A 22,829-nucleotide genomic window follows, 5' to 3' on the forward strand; every position below is an offset into this window, starting at 1 on the left:
ATAAAGGTTGACAGTCCTTCTTTTAATCGTGTAGAATTCAACTAGAAATAAACACCTTGTTTGTTTTGGTTTTTTTATTTTTAGAAATAGGGGGCGAGCAGATTATGACAGGGGATTCATTGAATGCGCAAATTGGGGCTCAGGTTCGGATGTATCGAAAAATGGCAAAGATCAGCATTGATGAAATGGCTCGAACCATTGGTAAGAGCCGGGCGACAATCTCAAAATATGAGACAGGAGCGATTGGTATGGATGTTTCAACTTTGTTTGAAATTGCCTCGACATTAAACATTGGGGTCTCTCATCTTCTGGATATACCGAAAGAAGACAAGACGACGGAAGTAACTCAAAGCCAGCTGGGAAATATTGACCACTTTTATCTTTACCAGCAGTCGCGTCATAAAAATTTTTGTTCTTACATCCGTCTTGGGGAAGAGCGGGCAAACGGTCAGATTTACGCGACCTTTTATTATCAGCCGGAAGATATTAAAAACTATAAAAAATGCGAGGGGATTTATCACGGTTCCATGAACATCCGGGATAATTTTATTATTTTCATCATGCAGAACCTTTACTGTGAGGCGGAAATTGCGTATTTATCTTTTTTCATCCCCATGAAAAAGCTTTCCGCGATTCCGGGAATTCTGACGGGAATGGACAATTACAGCATGCGTCCAACCGCCATTAAAGTGATTCTTTCAAAGGAGCTGATGACCAGCAAGGAATTGGAGGAATTTTTTGTCGTGTCGAAAGAGGAGATAAAACGTTTGAAAGAGGATCATTGTTTTGTGATTGACCCTTAAAAGGGAAAAGTGTAAAAATTAGTAAAATGTTTAATATTTAACAAACCCGGTAAAAGTGTTATTTTAACTGGGTTTTTTCATTTTTTTGGATGATTTTTAAAAAGGTCAGGGAAATAATACGTTTTCATATAAATCTGTTTTTTTGTGAAAATGATTTCTTGAGAAAGCAAAAAATACAAAAAACAGATTAAAACAGGTTAAAAGTTTCGTATAAAGAAGTTTTTGAGGTAAAAATTGAGATTCTAAAGAATATTAAGCAACTTTGCAGAAAAAACATACTGAGAATATAATAAAACCATCATCAGAAAAGAGGAGCGGACGTACACAGTGCTGCAAAGAGGCAGCCTTAATCACCTGAGATTCGGACCTGTAACGCTGATTAAAGAGGAGAGTGTAAAATGAGTCAAAGAAAAGACAAGTGGATTGTTGGTCTTGCGTTGTTTTCGATGTTTTTCGGTGCCGGGAATGTGATCTTTCCGCCTTATCTTGGAATGACGGCAGCGTCTATGTGGGTGCCGGCCTTTATCTGCTACTACATCGCAGATATTGGACTGGCGATGCTGGCCATCCTGGCCATGCTGAAATGTGACAGCGATATCGAAGGAATTACCTGCCGCATTGGGAGGATACCCGCTGTGCTGCTGTCGACGCTGGTGGTGCTGTGCGTTGGCCCGATGCTGGCCATTCCCAGGACTGCGGCGACAACCTTTGAAATGGGCGTTTCGCCCATCTTTCCGGGGGTAAATCCACTGGTTGCTTCGATCGCATTTTTCGTGCTTATCTGGGTGCTGTGCGTGAAGGAGGCATCGGTGGTGGACATTGTCGGTAAATTCCTGACGCCGGCTCTGTTTATCGGGCTGATGATTGTCATCATAAAGGGGATCATTGATCCACTGGGGCCAATTGCGGCTGAGCCAAAGGTCTCAAATATTATCAGCAGCGGCATCATCTCGGGATACCAGACAATGGATGTGCTGGCAGCGCTGATTTTTGGGGTTATTATTGTAAAAACGGTCAAGGAAAAGGGCTATACGGAGATCAAAGCCAAGAACGCTGTAATCGGAGGCGCTGGGCTGGTTGCCGGGGCAGGGCTCCTGATTGTTTATTTTGGTCTGGCCCACCTTGGGGCGACAGCCTCGACCATGTATGGGGTGGATGTTTCCAGGTCAACACTGATTCTTGAGATCATTAAAAACCTTCTTGGAAATGTCGGCATGGTTATCTTTGGGATTGTGGTAGCGCTGGCCTGTATCACCACAGCAGTGGCGCTGGTCAGCTCCAGTGGGGCTTATTTCTCCCGGTTAAGCAAAGGGCGTGTCAGTTATAAAGTCATTGTCACCATTGTGTGCGTGATTTCACCGGTCATCGCCAATATCGGCCTGGATGAGATCATCGCCATTTCAGAGCCGGTCCTGTCCATTGTCTACGCGCCGGCCCTTACACTGATCATTTTAACCATTGTGGGTGACAAGATCAAAAATGACAATGTCTTTAAAGCGGCCGCTCTGGGCGCGTTTTTGATCAGCGTTTTGGAGACAGCCGCCAATCATGGCCTGGGCTTCCAGTTCGTCAACTATTTACCGCTTCACCACTTTGGGTTCGGATGGCTGCTGCCAACCGTGATCTGCGGCGTGGCCGGGTATTTTATCAAGGGCGACAAGAAAAAAGTAAGCCCAGAAGTATCTGTCCCGGAGTCTGATCCCGTAGAGACAGCGCGAAAGGGAAAAATATAAGGGATATCTATGCCGGTCGGATTAAGAGCCGCTGGTATCTATATATTATTATTAAAAATTATGTTTTGGAGGTATGAAAAAATGAGTATTTTTGAAAAGATGGATTTCTATGGACACGAAGAACTGGTATTCGCACGGGATGAGGAAACAGGTTTAAAGGCTATTATCGCCATTCACGACACGACCCTGGGCCCGGCGCTCGGCGGCACCCGGATGTGGAACTATGAGAGCGAGGAGGATGCTCTCTATGATGTCCTGAGGCTGTCCAGAGGCATGAGCCTTAAAAATGCGGGCTGTGGATTAAAGAACGGCGGCGGAAAAGCCGTAATCATCGGCGATCCGAGAAAGCTTAAAAATGAAGCGTTTTTTAAGGCCTATGGCCGCTTTATCGAATCCCTTGCCGGGAGATATTATACTGCTGAGGACGTCAATATCAATACGCAGGATATTGCCTACATGCAGGAGACAACCAAGTATGTTACCGGCACCCGGGAAATTGGCGGCAACCCGTCACCCTATACAGCCAGAGGAACCTTTATGGGGATTAAAGCCGGAATCAAGGAAAAGTTTGGCGCGGACACGGCCGAAGGATTAACCGTTGTGGTTCAGGGGCTCGGCAGTGTTGGTTATATGGTCGCAAAGCTGCTGCACGATGAGGGCGCTATCTTGAAGGTTTATGACATTAATCCAGACGCTGTAAAGCGGGCTGTTGAAGAATTTGGCGCCACCCCGCTGAACGCAGACGAGGTACTGACAGCAGAGTGTGATATTTTTGCCCCATGCGCTCTGGGCGCGGTGATCAACTGCGGTAACGCCAAGGCTTTGAAGTGTAAAATTGTAGGCGGATGCGCCAACAATGTGCTGGTTGACCCACAGACCGGCGAGGAGCTGGAAGAAAGAGGCATCCTCTATTTACCGGATTATATCATTAACGCTGGCGGTGTTATCAACTGTGGTGAAGAAATTGTGACAAAGCCCTACGACGCCAGCAAGGTAGCAGAAAAGGTTGATAAAATTTATGACACCACCCTCAACATCATCCATTATGCCAAAGACAAGGGCATTACAACCTATGAGGCCGCAGACCACTACGCAATGGATATCATCAAGGCAGGACGCGCCTGATTCTTATTAAAAAGCCTTGACGGCAGGCCTGTGAAGCAGTTAATTTTACTGGCCTGCCGGATAAAAATCATTAGTTTTGCAAAAGGGCAGCCGGTCATTGTGCTGAAGCCGCTGCGGAGGTGAAAAAATGTTGGAAAAAGACAAAAGAGTACGAATCATTGCCGGCCATTACGGAAGCGGAAAAACAGAGTTTGCGGTCAATTACGCAGTTGCCCTGAGCAAAAACGCACCAAGGGTTGTACTGGCAGATCTGGACATTGTCAATGTTTTTTTCAGGTCCAGGGAAAGGCGTAAGGAGCTGGAGGAATACGGCGTGAGGGTAATCGGGTCCTCCATTAAGCAGGATAACTGTGATCTTCCGGCCGTTTCAGCGGAAATTGGGACACCGGCAAAGGATAAAGCGTGTGACTATATCATCGACCTCGGTGGAAACAGTGTGGGTACCACCACGCTGTCCCGCCTGAGGCCGCTTCTGAGCCGGGACGAGATTGATTTTTTCATGGTCGTTAATGTAAACCGGCCGGATACCGCGAGTGTGGAGGGAATCCTCTTTCAGAAAGAATGTCTTGAGTACGCTTCAGGCTTTCAGGTAACGGGGTTCATTAACAATACAAACCTTGTGAGAGAGAGTACCCTTGAAAATCTGGTCGCTGGCGACGCGGTGTTGAGGGAAGCCTCGAAGCGGACGGGGATTCCCATCCGGTATACGTCTTATATGGAAGAAATCATTGGCAGGGTACCAGGGAAGCTGTCTGGCGACCGGCTGCCGCTGAAGTTTTTCATGCGGGAAGAATGGATGTAATAAACCAAATATGGAGGAGTAGACATGGCAAGAGCCAAAGGAAACGTCATCATTGATGAATTTTATTGTAAAGGGTGTGAACTATGTGTGTCCGTCTGCCCAAAGGATATCTTAGCGCTGGATGAAACACGCCTGAACATCAGCGGGTATAACCCCTGTATGGTCACCGATATGGGCGAATGTATCGCCTGTGCGAACTGCGCTAAGATGTGTCCGGAAGCGGCCATCACAGTAGAAAAATGCAATTAGGGAGGGATAGCAGTGACAAAGGTTTTAATGAAGGGGAATGAAGCAGTTGGCAAGGCGGCGATGGAGGCGGGATGCCGGTTCTTTTTTGGCTACCCGATCACGCCGCAGAGCGAGGTTCCAGAGTATCTGTCCAGAGAGCTGCCTAAAATCGGGGGGACGTTTGTGCAGTCCGAATCCGAGGTGGCAGCTATTAATATGGTCTACGGTGCGGCAGGAGCAGGCGCACGGGTTATGACCAGCTCATCCTCACCTGGAATCGCCTTGAAGCAGGAGGGGATCGGTTATATCACCCGGGCGGAGCTGCCGGCAGTGATTGTTAATATGATGCGCGGCGGCCCTGGCTTAGGCGGCATACAGCCAAGCCAGGCCGATTACCACATGTGTGTAAAGGGCGGCAGCAATGGGGATTACCATAATATTGTCCTGGCGCCGTCGACGGTACAGGAGGTTGCGGATATGGTCATGGAGGGGTTTGACCTTGCGGACTATTACCGTACACCGGTGATCATTCTGTCCGACGGAATGATCGGCCAGATGATGGAGCCTGTGGAGTTCAATTACAGGCCATCCAAAGAACTGAAGCCCAAGGACTGGGCCATGACCGGAAAAGGGAAGGGCGAGCGCCACCTCGTCATTAACCTGGACCTGGAAGCCGAGGGGCTGGAAACCGCCAATTTTGAATTGCAGCAAAAATATGAGCAGATCCAGGAAAATGAGCAGCAGGCGGAAAGCTTTATGATGGAAGACGCCGAGTACGCCTTTGCCGCATACGGCACCGCTGCCCGGATTGTCAAGACAGCCATTAAGCGCCTGCGTGAGGAAGGTTACCGCGTGGGGCTGATAAGGCCAAAGACTCTGTGGCCCTTCCCGGAAAAGGCATTTAAAAACCTTTCGGTCAAGAAGATCATGGATGTTGAGATGAGCCTTGGCCAAATGGTGGACGACGTTAAACTGGCCTGCGGGGATGTCCATAAAGTCGAGTTTTACGGCCGCACCGGCGGTGTGATCCTGACGCCAGAGGAAATTGTTGAATTTGCGAAATCTGTGATGGAGGTGGAAAAAAATGACCACTGTATTTAAACGCACCCAGGGGCTGACCGAGGCAAAGACCCACTACTGCCCAGGATGTACCCACGGTATTGTCCACCGGCTTGTCGGTGAGGTTCTTGAGGAGATGGGGCTGCTGGAAGAAGCCATTGCGGTGGTCCCGGTTGGCTGTGCGGTCATGGCGACCAGCTATTTCAATACTGATGGCATCCAGGCGGCCCATGGCCGTGCGCCGGCTACGGCTACCGGGGTTAAACGGGTACACCCGGATAATACGGTTTTTACCTACCAGGGGGACGGAGATCTGGCCTCCATTGGCACCGCGGAAATCATTCACGCGGCTGCCCGGGGTGAGAAGATCACGACCATTTTTATCAACAATGGCATCTACGGGATGACGGGCGGCCAGATGGCGCCAACGACCCTGCCAGGCATGAAGGCAACCACCTGCCAGAGTGGGCGTGACCCCAAACTCGACGGGAACCCCATACGTGTGTCGGAGATGCTGAGCACCCTTGAGGGAGCCGCCTATGTTCAGCGTGTTGCGGTCAATTCGCCATTCAATGTGATGAAAACCAGAAAGGCGATTCAAAAGGCCTTCGAGGTTCAGAAAAAAGGGCTTGGCTTTTCACTCATCGAGGTGGTTTCGAGCTGCCCGACCAACTGGGGGCTGCCGCCGGTCAAGGCTATGCAGTTTATCGAAAAAGAAATGATCCCTTACTACCCGCTGGGGGTTTATAAAGACATTACAAGGGAGGCAGAGGCATAAAATGGAAACACAGAAAATTTGTTTTGCAGGCTTTGGAGGACAGGGGGTTCTGAGTGTTGGCAAGCTGCTCGCCTATGCGGCGATGATAAAGGACAAGGAGGTTTCCTGGTGTCCCTCCTATGGCCCTGAGATGCGGGGCGGAACAGCCAACTGTACGGTGATCATTTCGGATGAACCCATCGGTTCTCCGGTCGTCACGAAAAACGCCTCGTCCGCGGTCGTCATGAATGAGCCGTCTTTCCGTAAGTTTGAGAATGTGGTCGCTCCGGGCGGCGCCATGATCATCAATGCGAACCTTATCTCTTTAAAACCGGAGCGGACGGATATCCGGACGATCTATGTTCCAGCTAGCGATATTGCAAAGGAGCTGGGTAACCCGAAGCTCATGAATATGGTGTTGCTTGGGGCCCTGCTGGAAGTGGATCATACCATCTCGGAGGAGGCGGTTTTGGAAGCCTTTACCAAGGTGTTCGGCGAAGGTAAAGCGAAGTTTATCCCCGTTAACCGGCAGGCGCTTGAAAAGGGAAAGAATTATGCCAGAGCCTTGGCGTAACCGAAGGCATAAGGGTAAGAGGAATGTGTGTGAATGAAAACAGTGATCAGTCAATATAAGCAAAAGCTTAAGCGGCCAGAGGAAATCGCAGCCCTCATGGAATGCGGCTGGGTGTGCTGCTCCGACATCGCGCTGGGCTACCCGCCGGCCATTTACAGCGCGGTGATGAATCGGATTCAGCAGGAAGCGGATTTTACCGTCCAGTTGCACACCATCCTGGATGTGCAGCCCATGCCCTGTTACGACGAAGGGCTTATGGGCAAGTTAGGGGTGTCCTGGTTTTCGGGAAAATATGCGCGCCAGGGCGTGGCAGCCGGAGTGGGGGATGTGATGCCCTGCTACTACCGGGATATGCCCGAATTATTTGAAAACTATATTGATATGGATGCCTTTTGCGCGACGGTGTCGCCAATGGACCGGCACGGCTACTTCTCTACCGGCTGTACTGCTTCCAACAGCCTTGCCATGCTTAAAAAGGCAGAACATATCTTTCTGGAAGTCAACGAAAATATGCCGAGATCGCTCAGCAGCCCCGTAATCCATATATCTCAGGTTACCGCGCTGTGCGAGAACAATGTCCCCCTGCCCGCCACAGAGCCCTCAGAGCCTGACGCTGTCAGCCAGATCATTGGCAAATTGATCGCGGCGGAGATCCCTGACGGGGCCACCATTCAGCTGGGGATTGGCGGGATCCCCGAGGCAGTGGGCCAGGCCCTGAAGAAAAAGCATCACCTGGGTATCCACACTGAGCTTTTTACAGACAGCATGATGGAGCTGATTGCCTCTGGAGCAGTGGACAACAGCCGGAAAGCCATCCACCCCGGACGCTCTGTGGCTACATTTGCCTATGGCAGCCAGAATATGTATGATTTTGTCAATGACAATCCTGCCATCGAAATCCTGCCAGTGGACTATGTGAATAACCCCCTGGTGATCGCAGAGCATTCGGATTTTATATCGGTTAATTCGGCTCTGGAGCTTGATTTCTGGGGCCAGGTGTGCGCGGAATCTGTGGGGAACAGGCATATCTCGGGGACCGGCGGCCAGAGCGATTACGTGAGAGGCGCCCGGCTGTCCCCCGGCGGCAAAAGCTTTATCGCTTTCCCCTCCACTGCCATCAACGGCAAGGTCAGCCGGATCAAATCCACGCTTACGCAGGGTGCGGTCGTCACAACCAGCAAGAACGACGTGGACCGTATCGTGACGGAATACGGTATCGCGGAGATGAGGGGAAAGACCCTGTCCGAAAGAACCAGAGCGCTGATCGCCATCGCCCATCCTGATTTCAGGGAGGCGTTAAAAGCAGAAGCGCGAAAAATGAAAATACTGTCCTAAAATAAAGATCCTTCTCTAAAAGATAATGCGGCGTTTTGCCGCATTATCTTTTTTTGGGTGGTGCGCGCCATGGCACAGTACCGGCCTTCAAAAGGTTTACAGAAAAACAGAAAAGAAACAAAAGCATTAAAAAAGCTCGTGAAATATTTAAATTTCACGAGCTTTTGTCCTAAACCTTCTATTTCAGGCGCTTGGCGTATTTATGACCATGTTTTTGACCAAAACGGTCAGCTTGCAGACAGCTTCAGCATTTCCTGCTGATCCTGGCCGCTCAGTACATGAACATAAAGCTGCAGCGTCAAACCGACGTTTGAATGTCCCAAAATCCTGCTCAGAACAGAAATCTGCATATTTTTACTTGCCGCATGTGTCGCGAAAGTATGGCGCAGTGCATGAAAATTGACGTGGCGAATTCCGGCTTTTTTTAGAATACGCCTAAAGTAAAGCTGATAAACCCTAGGGTCGATGAAAGAATTTTTTCGATTTGTAAAGACGAATGTTTCTGAAAAATTTTCCCTGTGTTTCATGGTTTCATAATACTGATACAGCAGCTCATGGATTTCCGGATTCATGGGGATTGTCCGGTTAGAGCTGTAGGACTTTGTCCCTTCAAACACCATCTTGGTTTTCATGCCACTCTTCTCACTGTTTTTCACACGCTGAACCGAATCCCTGATTTGGATGACCTGCTCATCAAAATCAACATCCTTCCACTTTAAAGCAGCCAACTCCCCTAGACGAATGCCTGTCTTAAGGGCGAAAAGCACAGCTGTTGATTTTTTATGGTCCCGAGAATTTTTCAACACAGCTTCGAGCTTTTGGGCTTCTTTCACATCAAGAAAAACTGGCTTTTTTATGAGCCTTTTAGGTAAAACAATATCGTCACAAGGGTTTTTATGGATTAATCCCTCTTTTTGTGCCTGCTTGAGGGCGGCCGAGAGAATGACAATGTGCCCGCGAACCGTTGAGACCGCTATTTTATTTTCTTCTAAGGTTGCTTTTATATAATCCTGTATGGCATCTGGCTTCAGATTTTCCAGTTCGCAGTGCCCCAGCCGTGGCACGAGGTGCCGGTTGACGACATTGCTGTACCTTGTATAGGAGGACTGTTTGATCGTATATTTTTTGTATGACTCAAGCCACTTCCTCAGCCACTCCGCCAGCAGCGTTTTGGCCTTGTCTTTCTGGTTTTCGTCAAACTGAATGTTCAAAACATTTTCAATGATACCCCTTTGATTGCTTTTTTCCTTTTCTTCCCGCAACAGACGCTGAAGCTGGACCTCCTCAAAAACTTTATTTTCTGCCTCCTCAAGCTTTAAAATTATTTCCTTGTAGGTTTTAGCATAAACGGAACGGTAGACAGCCTTTCCATAGACATTTTCATATCTTATTATATAGCGGCCTTCGTAACGGCCATCCTTGCGTTTATAGACATTTTTTCGATAACGTTTCATGATGATTCTACTCCTTTTCTGATTTCTGACCATATTCTGACCATTTTTTTTATAATTAAACAGATGAATAAAGCTCTATTTACTATCATTATCCATTTCCCTCTTTAATTATCTTAAAAAAAGTCTGGATTTATTCAATTATTGTGTTATAATGTTTACATGAAATAGATAGTATCCGTATTTTAATATTTGATGGCTGATAAAAGCTCGTGAAATTTAAATATTTCACGAATGTTTTATGTTAGCTGACCTATATTTTATAACCAATTTGTATTTTTTAAAAGAGGATATTGAACATTTTAAGAAATACTCAAGATAACGGTGCTGTCTAAAAAATTTTAAAAATCCAGAATAAAAAAACGCAATCCGTCAAACGACAATAATAAACGTTTTCAAAGTGTTCTGGAGGAAAGGATGTATGCTGAATATGAAAAAAACAGGAAAACAAATTATTGCAGTCATCACTCTGCTGGGCATGCTGTGGAGCAGCGGCTTTTCTGTTTTGGCAGCGCCGGAGTCCGCGGAGCCGTCATCCCCCGACATCGAGGTCACCAAGACGGCCGAGCTTAAGGACTGGGAAAGCAGAACCTACCAGATCAACCTTGGCGCAAAGGCCAGTTCTTCAGCGGTCGGCGCTGCGGATGTGGTGCTGGTTATCGACCGGTCCGGGAGCATGGGCGAGCGCTACGATGGAAGCCGGCAGACTAAAATGGAGGTGCTGAAGGATACCGCTAAGGATTTCATTACCCAGCTGAGCGCGCAGTCCCCGGCCAGCCAGGTTTCTGTCGTGAGCTACGCAAGCGACTCCAAAACCAATATAGGCCTGACGTCTCTAGACACACAGGAAAATATCCAAAGCCTTAACCGGGCCATTGATAAGCTTTGGGTCAGTGGCGCCACACGGTCAGATTTAGGGCTGGAGGATGCGTACAGCGTGCTGGGCGCAGCGGATTCAGGAAACAAGCAGTTTGTCATCTTTTTGACCGATGGGGAACCAAACAGTTACTCGGGATTTGACAGAGAGATCGCGGCGAGAGCGGAGAGTACCGCCTCGATTATTAAAGGGGAGGACTTAATTAAAAGAGACGGAAGAATATTTGGAGATTATGACGGCAGCCTCGATGATGGCTCCAGCCATAACCCGTACTGGGAATTTGAAGGAGACCCTTTAAGCGCTGAAATCTTCTCGATTGGGATCTTAAAAAGCTGGTCGTTTCAAAGAGTTCACGATTACCTGAACTATATTGACTCACAGCACAGCGCGGCTCTCGCGGATACTGCGCAGGCTCTGCAGGATATTTTTGACGCCATCACACACCAGATCGCGGTGACAGCAACGGTAAGTGATGTACTGGACAGCCGGTTTGAGCTGACCGCTGAGCAGAAAGCCGCCTTTGACACCGCAGGCGTCACATATACCGAAAACGGGGATGGTACCACCACCATCGTATGGCCGGATAAAGACTTGTCCGGAAACGGCTGGCAGGACTCTGTTGAGGTGAAGGCAAAAGACAGCTTTATCGGGGATAACAATGTGCTCACCAACGCTGCCGGCTCAGGGGTAAGTGTCGACGGGGTGCTTGTGGCGCCCTTTGCTTCGCCGACGGTGAATGTGCGGCGGCTGAAGCTGAAGAGCCAGGATGTTGACAAAGCCATTTTTTATGGTGATTCGCTTAGGCAGACCGGCGTCACAGATGAAGCCGGACTGGAAGCCATGATGCTGGGCTGGGACGACGCTGAGAACATCCGTCCATCCATCGGCGATGTTTTTGATGCGCCCTACAATCAGGGGCTCATTAAAAAGGCCTGGCAGCCTGAACCCTGCACACCAGAAGAGCTGGACAAAATACCGGACAGCGGCATCGTCTATAAGCTGAGTGTCACGCAGTCCGTCAACCCTCCAACAGAGGCGTCAACCAACAGCTCGTCTGGAAACGTCAGTGTGGCGGGTGATAGCCTGTCTGGGCAGTACACAGTGCATGTGGTAAAAGGGCAGCTTGATATTACTAAAGAGATCGACGCCCAATATACATCTGATACGCGGCCGAACACCAACCAGAGCTTTGTTTTTAAAATTGAGCGGCGGGACGAGCTGTCCGGGCCGGTTCAGGATACTTTCTATGAGGTAATCAGCTTCGCGGCCAATGAGGATACAAAGGTGAAAACAAACACCGTTCGGGGCCTTAGAAAAGGCTACTACACCGTAAAGGAAGAGAGCGGCTGGTCGTGGAAATACAATTTAACGGATTTAACCCAGGGCTTTGAGCCTGTTCCAGCCCCGGTGTATAAGCCATCAGAAGGATTTTATTTGGGCGGTTCAGGGGATAACGGCACTGCGACAGAGGCCCAGCTTAACGGCACAGCGCCTTATCAGGGACAGGAAGGCAAGGCCCCCTCAGTGATAAGAGCCAGCAATGCCTTAAACCAGAACACTCGTATTCTGGGGGATGCTGCTAACGCTCTGAACCGGTTTGTGAATTAAATGAAGTCCATGGTTATCCGAAAAATATTATCCACCATCCTAACAGTACTGCTCTGTCTGATGATCCTGCTGCTTTCAGGCCTTCGCCTGCTGGGGTGGATCCCTTTAGCGGTGCTGAGCGGCAGCATGGAGCCGCAATACCCGGCGGGAAGCCTGATCTTTGTCAGGCCTGTCGCCGCGGAAGATGTAAAGTTGGGAGATCCCATTACTTTTTATATGGCAGACGGCAGAACCCTGGCCACACACCGGGTGACCCAGGTGGACGAGGCCAGCCAGAGTTTTAAAACAAAGGGGGACGCCAACGCCGTCGAGGATCAGGGACCTGTGTCCTTTGACCGGCTGGTGGGCAGCCCGCAGTTCTGTGTTCCCCTTGCCGGCTACGTCAGTATTTTGGCAGGGTCGGCCCAGGGAAAAATGATTCTGGGGGCAGCCCTTCTGGTCCTGATGCTTCTGGCCTTTTTGCCCGGACGCCTGATGAAAACAAATGCATCCAAACGAAAATGAGGAGGTGAGAATGCGTGAAACGAAAAAAAGTCCGTGTCATTACAGCCGGTATCATTGGTATTATGCTAGCGGCGGTAGCTGGAACCTACGCGTTTTTAAACGCGACCACAAATGTGAAGGAAAATCTTTTCAGCCCTAAAAAAATTGTGAATATCACAGTCTTAGAACAAGACCCGGCTAGCGGCAGGGACCGGCAGGAGACTGGTGAAAAAACGCCGCAAAATTATGCAGCGATCCAGGGTGGCGCCACCGTCCCTAAAAAGGTATGGATTGAGAATTATGATAACCCGGAGGGAAAGGTCACAGACGCTTATATCCGCGTCCGGCTGGTGCCCAGAATTGTCTTTGACAGCGATAACGCGGGAACCGGCATCAGCCTGGAGGGGCAGATAAGCTATAATTTTGCGGCGTCTGGCCCGGGAACGGCTGACAGCGGCTGGCAGCAGCAGGGCGACTATTTTTACTACAAAACGCCGGTAGCGCCAGGAGATACCACCACACAGCTGTTGGAGAGTGTTTTACTGGCTCCGGGATTTGTAATGCCCGAGGGATGTCATCTGGAAATACAGGTGCTGGCCGACGCGCTGGACGCGGCGGATCTGGGCGCTGTAAAAGATACATGGGGTGCAGATATCCCCATTCAGTAATGGCCGGTCGTTAGGAATGGCCTTAAAGTGAAAGAGAGGTTTAAAATGAACAAAAAGAAATGGACAATTGGATTAAGTGCGATTGCACTGGCAGGGATTCTTGCCGTTGGCGGCGTGCTGGCCTGGCTGACCGCGCAGACAGCCACAAAGAAAAACACCTTTGTGGCGACGGCCGGCCTTTCAGGCGCCATACAGGAGGTTAACTGGGATGGGCTTGACTATGGTAACAACCCTGTAACCCCGCAGCCATCCCCCCTTGGCAGAGATATGGCAAAGGATATGCTGCCAGGCATGGTCATTCCCAAAAATCCACAGGTGAAAAACACCTCGCAAAAGGAGCCGGCCTATATCGCTGTCCGTCTGGATATAAGCTGTGACGGCGCGGAGGGCCAGGCAGCGCTGGACGCCGTCAGTGCGTTTGCAGACATCCGCTTTAACACCGGAGAATGGACAGCGCTGGGTACCTCAAAGGATGGGAAGGCAGTGGTCTATGTGTATAATACCGCAGTCGAAGCTGGAAGCGAAACCAGCGATGTCTTTAAATCGGTAAACGTGCACGATAACGCGAACGCGGCGGACATTAAGGATTTCCAAATCGACGCGGCCGGTTACCTGGCACAGGTTCAGAGCGGCAAAACAGCGGCGGACTGCATTAAGGCAGCTTTTCCGGATTTAGTTTAGCCATGAGTGCGAGTAACCTGAAAGGAGCGAAACATGAATAAAAAAAGAGCCATCGGAATCACGGCTGTTCTGTGCACTGTGCTGTTAATCGCAGCTGGGACACTGGCGTGGTTCACAGATGCCAAGAAAACTGAAAATATTATCACCATGGGAAACGTGCGGATTGATCTGACCGAGCCGGAATGGAAAGCGCCAACAGGCGTTGTGCCCGGCGGCGTTTACCCCAAGGATCCAACAGTGATCAATACCGGTAAAAACAGTGCCTATGTACGCATCCGCCTGACCCACGACGAGGGGCTGAGCGACGCCCAGATGGATGACATTGAGCAGGCGCTGGAAATTCAGAAAGACTGGGTGAAATCAGAAGACGGCTGCTACTACTATCAGGCGGTTCTGCCAGTTGGGCAGAGCACGCCAGCACTGTTCACAGAGCTAAGCATCCCGGAAACCTGGGGAAATGAAATTGTGGACAAAACCTTTACAGTGAATGTGCAGGCAGAAGCGGTCCAGTCCGACCATTTTACACCCCACAGGACAGAGAGCGTCATTGACGGCTGGGGAGACACGCATGTGGAGCCCTATCCGGGAGAATAAATGAACCTTAAAATAAGCCTGATTACCAGAGGAAAGGGGTGATTGAATGAGTGTGATGACATTTTCCAGAAAAGCAGCCGTTTTGCTTCTGGCGGTCCTGATCCTGCTGGCAATAAGCGGCGTGGGCGTCAGGGCTGAGAATGAGCGCAACGTCATTTATGACGGTGAGGCTAAAAAAATTGTGAGCCTGCCAGACGATGATCTGTTCTTTAATTATAAGGAGCTGGTGCCCGGCGAGGTTCAGGAGCAGAGAATCTGGCTCAACAATAAGGACTTTAACAATGTGAAGATGTACCTGCACGCCGAGGCAGCGGAGGCGGAAGGTTTTGACACACCAGAAGAAAAAGCGCTTTCCGACGAATTGTTAAACCGCCTGAGCCTGCATCTGGACCTGACAACCGCTGACGGAAACGTCCGGACCATCTATGACGGGCCGGCCTCCGGGCTGCCGGAAACCAGCGGCCAGGGGACCTTAAAGGATGATATTTTCATTGGCGAGTACACCAAAAATGACCAGGGAATTATCGACGCGACACTGACGGTTCCGGGGGATCTTGAGAATAAATACCAGGAAGCCCTGGGACGGGTGCACTGGGTCTTTATCTGTGATGTTGCGCAGAGTGGTTCAAAAACCGAGGGGTCTGGCGGCGCGCCGTCTACAGGGCTGTTTGGACAGCTTGACAGTATGGGTGCTGCCTATCTGTTGGTTTTGCTGGCATTATTAAGCGTTTCAGGCGTTATGGTTAAACGAAAAAAACGTTAAAAAAGCGCGCGAGAGATGGCCGGAATGCTTCAGTGGAGCGGAGCAGGCTGGCCGTCTGAAGAGATTGGAGAAAGACTGGTGGAAAGGGCCAGTGGAAATAAAAGGTTTTGTAGATGTGTGAACAGCTCACGGGAGAGTGAAGTGAGCATTTAAAAAAGGAATGATCCAGGGAAAGCGCCATTTCCCGGCTGTCACAGGGCAGCAGGAGAGGATGCGGCAAGACGCCGCATCCTCTCTTTTGGCATAGGGGTGTCTATTCAACCACATACCGCCCGTCGCCCTCGCACCGGATTGGGGTTTCATAAAAATATTTTAACGCTTTTACAAGGTGTTCAGTGTCTCTTGCGCCGCCGGTTTCGTAGGGGGAGTGCATGGCCAGCTGGGCCAGGCCAATGTCTACAGTGTTCATGGGGGTGTGGGTGCTTGCGATATTGCCAAGGGTGGAGCCGCCGGCCATATCGGACCGGTTGACATAGTTCTGGACTGGGACGCCGGCCTTTTGACAGATGGCCCTGAAAATGCCGGCGGAGACCGCGTCGGTGGTATATTTCTGGTTGGCGCTGTGCTTGATGACAATGCCCTCGTTCATGTAAGGGCGGTTGGTGTCGTCCGTTTTTTCCGGGAAATTGGGGTGGACAGCGTGGGCGTTGTCGGCGGAGACCATAAAGCTGCCGGCCATGGCGCGGAAGGTATCCTCCCGGGTGCCTCCGGTGGCTTCTACGATGCGGGCCAGGGTGTCCTTCAGGAAGGTGGAGCCAGCGCCCTGCTTGGTGCCGCTGCCCACCTCCTCGTTGTCAAAGACGCAGTGCACCGCCACGTTTCGCGGGTGGACCGCGGCCAGAAAGCCTTTCAGCGATGCAAAGGCGCACTGGAGGTCATCCAGCCGCGGGGTGGAGATAAAATCATGGTTCGCGCCCCAGATGCGGCCAGGGTCCCGGTTATAAAGGAACAGCTCCGCGCCGGTGATGTCCGCTCCGGCCACACCGGCAGCCTCTGCCACAAGCTCTATAAGCCGCCCCCTGGAAGCGCCGTCGCCCACAAGGGGCAGCATATCCTTCTGGATGTTATATTCATGGCCGCTGCCAGACTTGCGGTCCATGTGAATGGCGAGGTTTGGAATGAGGAACAGGTCCTGGTCCAGGTTCACCAGGCGGGTAAAGATCTGGCTGCTGTGCTTAACGACCACCCGTCCGGCCGCGGACAGGGGCCGGTCCAGCCAGGGCGCGCGGAGCATGCCGCCATAGCCCTCCACGTTCAGCTTGGTGTAGTGGTCCTCCACGGTAATCTCGGGGTTATCCTTGATTTTAAAGGACGGAGAGTCGCCGTGGCTGGCGACAATCTGAAAGCCGGTATAGGCCCCCTCCGGAATTCTGAAGCCGATGAGAGCCGAGGCATTGCGGGTGACGTAGTAGCCTCGGCCAGGCGCCAGCTGCCAGGCGCTGCTCTCTTCCAGCGGGATAAAGCCTGCTTCTGCAAGCTGGGCTTTCATGGTGTCCACCGCGTGAAAGACGGTGGGGCTTTTTCCAATAAAGGATAACAGTTCGTGATTTAATGGTTCGTTCATGGTGACCTCCTTGTTTTACGACAGATCCCTGGCGTTCTGATGTTTTGCGATGTAGGGCATGATAAAGCCCAGCAGAACCAGCACAACCGGGGTCAGAATGTTTAAGATCAGCTCAAAGGGCTCATCGGAATAGATGCCGCCAATGCAGGCAATGGCGGTGACGATAAAGCACCAGGCGCCAAAAATGATGCCGACGGTTTTATTCTTGACAAAGTGATAGGCTGACGGGAACGCATTGCCGGCTTTTTTCAGGGCGATATAGGCCACAAACACCCACAGGTACCGCAGCGGCATACAGACCGAGTTCACCTTGACCAGCCATCGGACCAGCTCGTCTACGCTGCCAATGCCAAAGGCCGGCACCACAATGAGAATCCCCACAATGACTAAGACCATTTTATGGCCCTTAGTGTAAGCGCCGTACTTGTTCTGGACAAACAGCGATTTGGGGATGTACTCCTTATCCGCGCTGCCCAGTAAAATGCACAGCGGTGCATCAATGGAGAGGATCATGACCGTAAACTGACTGATGGCGTTGGTGAGGGCAAAGGCGATGACAAAAACGTTGCCCACGTGGTAGTATTCGCCAAGAGTGGCAAAGGCATAGTAAGCGCCGTTGGTCATCAGGTCTTTGGGGATATTGTTCGAGTCAAACATCATGCCCATAGCAATCGTACCCAAAACGGCGCAGACGCAAACCATGACCGCCAGGGCGATCATCCCGGTCGAGAAATCCTTTGACGGGTTTTTCATCCGGTTGACATAGGGGGACAGCTTTTCGCAGCCGCCCACGGCAAAAATGAGGATGGACAGGCCGGTGAAAAATTTCAAATCAAAGGTGGGCATAAAGGTCTGGAGCGACCAGTCGATCTGAAGGGTTTTGGCGCCGGTGATGGCCGGAGCGGCCATCATGAGCAGAATGTAGAGGATGGACATGACAAAGGAGGCCATACCAGCCACAGAGGCCAGCTTCTTGAGGATGCTGAGCCCTCTGGAGGCCAGCGCCAGAGCGACCAGGAAAATGGCCAGCCCGGCAAACTGCATGACAAGGGGGTTCATGTCACTGATGCGCGCGTCCTGGAAGATGGCCCAGCTGCTCGCGATCATCACCGAGTTTGGCTTCTGGGAAATGTAGGGCATGTGCACTACCCAGTAAGTCCAGCCTGCGTAGTAGGCCATGCGCGGCCCAATGGTCTGCATGATCCAAGAGCTCACGCCGCCCTCAGCGTCTTTGAAGGCAGACCCCAGCTCCCCAACCATGAGGGCGTAGGGCACAAAATACAGGGCGAAAATGATGATCCAGGCCACAATGGCCTTTAAACCATTGTATTCCGAAAAGCCGTTGATGACATTCCCGAAGCCCCAGACAGCTGTGAAGGCCATGAGCGCCAGGGTGTACCAGCTCATTCTCTTTTCAACAGGTTGCGTCTCGAGTTGATTTTTCATAAAGAATACTCCTTTTTATGCAATTATATAACTTGGATTCCTTGTCTATTATGCAAGACCTGAAGGAAAAGGTCAAGAAAAAAGTAAAAAAATAAATGTAAAGGGTTTGAGGCCGTTAAAACCCTGTCAATCTGAGGTGCTTTTGAGGATTTTGGTTTGTTATAATATATAATTGGTCAAGTACAGTTAAAAAAATAGCAGGGAGTCCTTTTTAATGAAAAAGAAAATCGTGTTTAAAACAAATGTCATGATCTGCGGTGTGGCCGCGGTGGCTTTTTTGTTGGCCACAGCGCTTAGTGGGTACGCAGGCTTTATGGCAGCTAAGGTAGATAGCGGGCAGGCCGCCGACGTGTTGGAAATGCATGGGCTGGCTGTAGCGGCAGGCCTGCTGTCCGTTGTGTTGGCAGTGACCCTGACGGTGCTCATACACACAGTCTACAGCTACAACCGACAGGTCATCACTTTGGCGCAAAACTGGGCCCGGGAGCACCAGACACTGTTTGAGAAAGCCACCAAGGAGCTTTACGATGATATCTATGAGCTCAATGTGACCAGGGACCGGCCAGCCAACCGCGCGACAGAGGATTATTTTGAGAGCCTGGGCGTTCCCAATGGCGCACCCTTCAGCGCGGCACTGGCCCTAGTGGCCGAGAAACAGATTAAGAAGGAGTTCCGCCAAGGCTATCTCGATACCTTTTTACCCGAAAACGTCCTGCGCGCCTATGAGAAGGGCCGGGAAATGCTGAGCTATGAGTTTATGATCTCCCAGGACGGCGAACATTACTACTGGATGCGCATCACTGCACGGATCGTGAGGTGGGAGAGCGACGGCAGTCTGCATATGCTCACTTACCGTCAGAACATCGATGCCGAGAAACGGCGGGAGCGGGAAATCCAGAAGCTGGTTCAGACCGATGAGATGACCGGCCTACTCACCAAAACGGCCACCGAGCGGCGGATCAGCCAGATGCTGAGGGAGGACCAAGTCTGTTTTTATGCTTTCTTTATACTGGATATTGATGATTTTAAGCAGGTGAACGACCAGTATGGCCACGCCTTTGGCGATGAAATCATCAGGAATTTTACCCAGACACTGAGCCGGCAGTTCCGGAAGAATGACATTATCGGGCGTATAGGCGGGGACGAATTTGTGGTTTTTGTCCAAGCGCCAGACCAGGACTGGGCCAGGGCAAAGGCACGCCAGCTTGTGACTGCCCTGAACAAGCCCTGCCTTTCGGGCGACAGAAGCTGGCATATCTCCGCCAGCCTGGGGGTCGCCTTTTCCAGCGCCCGGGGCAATGACTACACCAATTTTTATAAAACCGCCGACAGAGCTTTGTACGCTACCAAGGAACGAGGAAAGAACAGCTTCACGTTTTATGAATAGAAGGCAAAAAATGCCCCAGCCGTGTTGCGTGGCAGGCACCCCCTACTAATGACCGGAGCAGAATTTGAAAAGACAGGTGTATGGGGCTACGGCCTTTCCAACAGGTAATTGTGACAGGCTCTCCGGCCAGCCGCATAGGCTCTGGTGATGGGGATAATGGTGCTGTCCGCCATGCATCTGCTATCGCCGGCGACGGTTAGGATATGCTGCATATTGACCACGTAGGATGCTGAGGTCTGCATAAAGCGCCCATCCTTGAGCAAGGGCTCGATAAAACGGCTAAAGGGCAGCCGCTACGTTTTGCTCTCGATGATCCGGCCGTCTGTCAGACCGCAAAAAAGTGGTGTTTGTAGGATTCCACATAAGTAATCTGATAAAAAGAAATGGTCTGTTTGCCCTCCTTTGTCCACATGAGCAGGCGACCCACACTCAGTCTGTCCAGCTCTGGCATGGGGATATCGAGCAGGTAGATGTCAAAATGTCCGTTTCTTTCAGGCGTCTCCAGCATTCACTCTCATCTCCTGGAGATTTTGATTTGATTCTATCAAAAAACAGACAGTCAGATAGCCAAAAGCGCCTTAAACAAGGGATGGCGTTCGCTGTGAAAGACGCAACGCTGAAGTAGGCAACATTGAGAATTACTGGCACCTGTACGGCCACGCTGCGGATTTGTACTGCCCAGGGGTACCCTATGGTGAGGTGGCCGCTGTTGCACGCGCCCACGGGCTTGGCGTCATCGAGTACCCTTACCAGCAGTTCGACCATGTGGAAATCTGGCTGCAAAGCGGAGAAAAGGGCTATTTGTACGGTTTGATTGCATGTTGTTTAGAAGCGGTTATAATAAAAGACAAGATCACTTAGAAGCGTTGATTTTAAAGCCTAAGTATGGTAAAGTATGCATAAAACATGACAGATTTTAGACTGGAGGAATCTATGGAGTTAAGTAAGAAAACGGTCCGTACGATCATCGGCCTCATCGTTCTCACCTTGCTGCTCGCCGCGGGATTGCAAAAAATCGAATCAGTATGGGGGGCCTTTAATTTTGTAATAGGCCTGGTGTTTCCCTTTATTCTTGGCGCCTGTCTGGCTTTTCTTTTAAACATCCCCATGAGTGTGATCGAACGCCATCTCTTTAGTGAAAATCGCGTGAAAGGGCCTAAAATGCGCAAGCTGGCGCGGCCCCTAAGCCTGGTGCTGGCGCTTTTGCTGGTGCTTATGATCATTGTGATCGTGATCTTTATCATCGTCCCTGCCATTGCAGATACGGTAGTGACACTGACCAACAGTGTGCCGGGCTTTATAGATCAGGTGCAGAAGTGGAGCGCTGGCCTTGCGGGCAGCTACCCGGATATTGCCAAACAGATCACGAACTTATCCATTGATTGGGGAAAATTTGGAGCAGAAATCATTGATTTTCTCCAAAAGGGCGTCACGAGCTTTGTGGGCTCCACCTTTAACGTGGCCAGCAGCATCGCCAGCGGGGTAGTTAACTTTTCGCTGGGCTTCATCTTTGCCCTGTATGTGCTTTTGCAGAAGGAAAAGCTGGGCTCACAGTTCAGAAAGCTTTTCTACGCCTACCTGCCGGAAAGGGTGACGGATAAGCTTTTAGAGGTCTGCCGCCTGTCCAACAGTACCTTCAGCAGCTTTGTGACCGGCCAGTGCACCGAAGCGGTGATCCTGGGCGCCATGTTTGTGGCGGTCATGCTGATTTTCAGGCTTCCCTACGCGCTGATGATTGGCGTGCTCATTGGCTTCCTGTCTCTGATTCCGATTTTTGGGGCCTTTATCGGCTGCTTCGTGGGGGCGTTTTTGATCCTCATGGTAAACCCCATGCAGGCGTTCTGGTTTATCGTCATTTTCCTGATCATCCAGCAGATCGAGGGAAACCTGATCTACCCCCATGTGGTGGGCGGCTCCGTGGGGCTGCCGTCCATCTGGGTGCTGGTGGCGGTCACCATCGGCGGCGGCGCCATGGGCATCACAGGGATGATCATCACCATTCCGCTGTGCTCGGTCTGCTACACGCTTCTGCGTGAGGCCACCGGCAAGCGCCTGAGCAGACGGCGGGTTCCGGAGGAAAAATACCGGATCGGCGGCGAGGCCACGCTGCCCGGGCAAGAAAAGCATCTGGACGAAATGTAAAATAAATGCCCCCTGGATTTAACAATTTCTGCCTTTTTTAAAGGCCGCCGGGGTGCTAAAATAAATACTGTTAAAACAAATGATCCGTGGAACGGCATCCCCAGGGGAGCTGTATCCAGTGTGCCCCGGTCTCATGTCGGCCGGGTTTTTTTATGCCTGTTGCTCACTCGATTCTTTTGAAAATTTCCTCGGTCTGCTCAATGAAAAGACGGGTATCGAGGTGCTCGTTGCCCAGTGTCTGGTGGATAAAGAGCCCGTCAGACAGGAATAGAAGCAGCCAGGCCAGATAATCGGCGGGCACCTCGCTGGTGCGCTCACTGATGCGCGCCGCGATGTATTCGGCGAATTCGCGGTAGCGTGACAGGAGTTTTTCTCGGATGCGTGCGTTGCCCAGCATGGCGTCGTAGAAAAAGTGGAGCCGCATCCCCGCGGTACCCACATCACCCTCCAGAACAAATTTTATGAGCCGGTGCAGGGAGGTGTCCTTTTCAGGATTTTCGACCCAGGTCACCAGGTTTTCGTACTGTTCATCCAGATAGCGGTCTGTGATGTCAAACAGAATGTCATTTTTGTTCTTGTAATGGTAGTAAAGTGTTCCCTTGGAGATCCCCGCATACTCGGCGATTTCGGCCAGGGAGATGTCGGATATTTTCTTGGTTTGCAGGAGGTCCTCGGTCGCCTTTATGATCAGTTCCCGGACGTCGTCCTTTCTCGGTGCTGCCATGTTTATCGCTCCCTTCATTTTTTAC

The 22,829-nt window shown here is 50.8% G+C and carries 23 protein-coding genes and 1 pseudogene; 18 read left to right on the forward strand and 6 right to left on the reverse strand.

All coding sequences use genetic code 11. From position 1 onward, the window contains the following. Positions 1–104 precede the first annotated feature (104 nt). From B2M23_RS09070 to B2M23_RS09110, 9 genes are all read left to right on the forward strand, one after another. Entirely contained in the window at positions 105–803 is a 699-nt protein-coding gene (locus B2M23_RS09070) for a helix-turn-helix domain-containing protein (protein ID WP_038352786.1), read from the forward strand. A 398-nt stretch (positions 804–1,201) separates the two neighbouring features. Further along, complete coding sequence (brnQ, locus tag B2M23_RS09075) at positions 1,202–2,536, forward strand: branched-chain amino acid transport system II carrier protein (protein WP_038352785.1); 1,335 nt, start codon at positions 1,202–1,204, stop codon at positions 2,534–2,536. Positions 2,537–2,617: 81 nt separating this feature from the next. Then, entirely contained in the window at positions 2,618–3,661 is a 1,044-nt protein-coding gene (locus tag B2M23_RS09080) for a Glu/Leu/Phe/Val family dehydrogenase (protein ID WP_038352784.1), read from the forward strand. 127 nt (positions 3,662–3,788) lie between these two features. Continuing rightward, positions 3,789–4,463 carry an ATP-binding protein gene (locus tag B2M23_RS09085; RefSeq protein ID WP_038352783.1) on the forward strand — a complete coding sequence of 225 codons (675 nt, stop codon included), beginning with the start codon at positions 3,789–3,791 and terminating at the stop codon, positions 4,461–4,463. Positions 4,464–4,487: 24 nt separating this feature from the next. After that, the gene (locus B2M23_RS09090) at positions 4,488–4,712 is read left to right on the forward strand and encodes a 4Fe-4S dicluster domain-containing protein (protein ID WP_038352782.1); all 225 of its coding nucleotides are present in this window, start codon (positions 4,488–4,490) and stop codon (positions 4,710–4,712) included. 12 nt (positions 4,713–4,724) lie between these two features. Further along, complete coding sequence (locus tag B2M23_RS09095) at positions 4,725–5,792, forward strand: 3-methyl-2-oxobutanoate dehydrogenase subunit VorB (RefSeq protein ID WP_038352781.1); 1,068 nt, start codon at positions 4,725–4,727, stop codon at positions 5,790–5,792. Further along, on the forward strand, positions 5,776–6,528 hold the full coding sequence (locus B2M23_RS09100) for a thiamine pyrophosphate-dependent enzyme (protein WP_038352780.1): 753 nt from the start codon (positions 5,776–5,778) through the stop codon (positions 6,526–6,528). Before B2M23_RS09095 ends, B2M23_RS09100 begins: the two co-directional genes overlap by 17 nt. A 1-nt stretch (position 6,529) precedes the next feature. Next, complete coding sequence (locus tag B2M23_RS09105) at positions 6,530–7,081, forward strand: 2-oxoacid:ferredoxin oxidoreductase subunit gamma family protein (protein WP_038352779.1); 552 nt, start codon at positions 6,530–6,532, stop codon at positions 7,079–7,081. Between the two features lie 33 nt (positions 7,082–7,114). Next, positions 7,115–8,416 carry an acetyl-CoA hydrolase/transferase family protein gene (locus B2M23_RS09110; protein ID WP_038352778.1) on the forward strand — a complete coding sequence of 434 codons (1,302 nt, stop codon included), beginning with the start codon at positions 7,115–7,117 and terminating at the stop codon, positions 8,414–8,416. Positions 8,417–8,643: 227 nt separating this feature from the next. On the opposite strand, the gene B2M23_RS09120 is transcribed toward B2M23_RS09110, so the two are convergent. Then, positions 8,644–9,870, reverse strand: coding sequence for a tyrosine-type recombinase/integrase (locus tag B2M23_RS09120; RefSeq protein WP_038352777.1), 1,227 nt, complete (start codon positions 9,868–9,870; stop codon positions 8,644–8,646). 418 nt (positions 9,871–10,288) lie between these two features. On the opposite strand from B2M23_RS09120, the gene B2M23_RS09125 reads away from it, so the two are divergent. Genes B2M23_RS09125 through B2M23_RS09150 form a run of 6 tightly spaced genes read left to right on the forward strand, consistent with a single transcriptional unit; the run spans position 10,289 to position 15,541 of the window. Beyond that, a complete protein-coding gene (locus B2M23_RS09125; protein WP_038352776.1) occupies positions 10,289–12,352 on the forward strand; it encodes a vWA domain-containing protein in 2,064 nt (687 codons plus the stop codon). After that, on the forward strand, positions 12,353–12,856 hold the full coding sequence (locus B2M23_RS09130; RefSeq protein WP_052237307.1) for a signal peptidase I: 504 nt from the start codon (positions 12,353–12,355) through the stop codon (positions 12,854–12,856). A 14-nt stretch (positions 12,857–12,870) separates the two neighbouring features. Next, positions 12,871–13,503 (forward strand): hypothetical protein, encoded by a 633-nt coding sequence (locus B2M23_RS09135; protein WP_038352775.1) that lies wholly within the window; start codon positions 12,871–12,873, stop codon positions 13,501–13,503. A gap of 45 nt (positions 13,504–13,548) precedes the next feature. Continuing rightward, positions 13,549–14,184: a spore coat-associated protein gene (locus tag B2M23_RS09140; RefSeq protein WP_013381712.1), complete on the forward strand. Its 636-nt coding sequence runs from the start codon at positions 13,549–13,551 to the stop codon at positions 14,182–14,184. 33 nt (positions 14,185–14,217) lie between these two features. Beyond that, positions 14,218–14,778: a SipW-dependent-type signal peptide-containing protein gene (locus B2M23_RS09145; protein WP_038352774.1), complete on the forward strand. Its 561-nt coding sequence runs from the start codon at positions 14,218–14,220 to the stop codon at positions 14,776–14,778. Between the two features lie 46 nt (positions 14,779–14,824). After that, entirely contained in the window at positions 14,825–15,541 is a 717-nt protein-coding gene (locus B2M23_RS09150) for a hypothetical protein (RefSeq protein WP_038352773.1), read from the forward strand. A 253-nt stretch (positions 15,542–15,794) separates the two neighbouring features. Here B2M23_RS09150 and B2M23_RS09155 read toward each other — a convergent pair whose 3' ends face one another. Both B2M23_RS09155 and B2M23_RS09160 read right to left on the reverse strand, forming a co-directional pair. Further along, on the reverse strand, positions 15,795–17,105 hold the full coding sequence (locus tag B2M23_RS09155) for a M18 family aminopeptidase (RefSeq protein WP_038352772.1): 1,311 nt from the start codon (positions 17,103–17,105) through the stop codon (positions 15,795–15,797). Positions 17,106–17,120: 15 nt separating this feature from the next. After that, positions 17,121–18,551, reverse strand: a complete 1,431-nt coding sequence (locus tag B2M23_RS09160) for an APC family permease (protein ID WP_038352771.1) — start codon at positions 18,549–18,551, stop codon at positions 17,121–17,123. Between the two features lie 214 nt (positions 18,552–18,765). On the opposite strand from B2M23_RS09160, the gene B2M23_RS09165 reads away from it, so the two are divergent. Further along, a complete protein-coding gene (locus B2M23_RS09165) occupies positions 18,766–19,938 on the forward strand; it encodes a GGDEF domain-containing protein (RefSeq protein ID WP_052237306.1) in 1,173 nt (390 codons plus the stop codon). Positions 19,939–20,024: 86 nt separating this feature from the next. On the opposite strand, the gene B2M23_RS21150 is transcribed toward B2M23_RS09165, so the two are convergent. Together B2M23_RS21150 and B2M23_RS09170 are read right to left on the reverse strand one after the other, a co-directional pair. Next, positions 20,025–20,180, reverse strand: coding sequence for a hypothetical protein (locus B2M23_RS21150; RefSeq protein WP_167617834.1), 156 nt, complete (start codon positions 20,178–20,180; stop codon positions 20,025–20,027). Between the two features lie 83 nt (positions 20,181–20,263). Further along, positions 20,264–20,446 (reverse strand): hypothetical protein, encoded by a 183-nt coding sequence (locus B2M23_RS09170; RefSeq protein WP_038352770.1) that lies wholly within the window; start codon positions 20,444–20,446, stop codon positions 20,264–20,266. 95 nt (positions 20,447–20,541) lie between these two features. Between B2M23_RS09170 and B2M23_RS09175 the strand changes: the two are divergent. Then, positions 20,542–20,799 (forward strand): annotated as a pseudogene (locus B2M23_RS09175) (hypothetical protein); the annotation flags it as partial. A 72-nt stretch (positions 20,800–20,871) separates the two neighbouring features. Beyond that, on the forward strand, positions 20,872–22,080 hold the full coding sequence (locus B2M23_RS09180; protein ID WP_038352769.1) for an AI-2E family transporter: 1,209 nt from the start codon (positions 20,872–20,874) through the stop codon (positions 22,078–22,080). A 163-nt stretch (positions 22,081–22,243) separates the two neighbouring features. On the opposite strand, the gene B2M23_RS09185 is transcribed toward B2M23_RS09180, so the two are convergent. Beyond that, positions 22,244–22,804: a TetR/AcrR family transcriptional regulator gene (locus B2M23_RS09185; RefSeq protein WP_038352768.1), complete on the reverse strand. Its 561-nt coding sequence runs from the start codon at positions 22,802–22,804 to the stop codon at positions 22,244–22,246. Positions 22,805–22,829 lie beyond the last annotated feature (25 nt).

It is taken from the genome of Eubacterium limosum, from assembly GCF_000807675.2.
Lineage (GTDB): Bacteria > Bacillota > Clostridia > Eubacteriales > Eubacteriaceae > Eubacterium > Eubacterium limosum.